This is a genomic window from Aliivibrio finisterrensis (genome assembly GCF_008933155.1).
Classification (GTDB): domain Bacteria; phylum Pseudomonadota; class Gammaproteobacteria; order Enterobacterales; family Vibrionaceae; genus Aliivibrio; species Aliivibrio finisterrensis.
The window spans coordinates 1-278 of sequence record NZ_WBVP01000121.1 but is presented as its reverse complement, the minus strand read 5'-3'; the positions used below and the strand labels follow the sequence as shown (position 1 = coordinate 278).

Sequence of the window (278 nt, the reverse complement as noted above, 5' to 3'; positions counted from 1 at the left end):
TTAGCCCCTACTGCAAGTTGCAAGGTGTGGGCGTATTCGCTGATATTTGGCCCATCACAGAATAATTTGCTTTGACCTGATGGCCAATGTGCCGAGGTATCATCTGCACTTACCGTGATGTCGCTTGGCAGTTTGGCGCTACCCACTTTTAAAACACCTTCACGGATATAAATGCCTGCTACTGGATCAACCAGCTCCAAAACAGGATTCTCGGCGCCATCGCCTTTATCAGCAACCACTAACGTATTGTGAGCGCTTGACGTATCGAGGGTAACACC

General features: G+C 48.9%; 1 protein-coding gene. It reads right to left on the bottom strand.

The window, feature by feature from the left end:
* Positions 1-278: hypothetical protein (locus tag F8B77_RS17810; RefSeq protein WP_167512887.1), on the bottom strand; the 278-nt coding region annotated here is incomplete at both ends.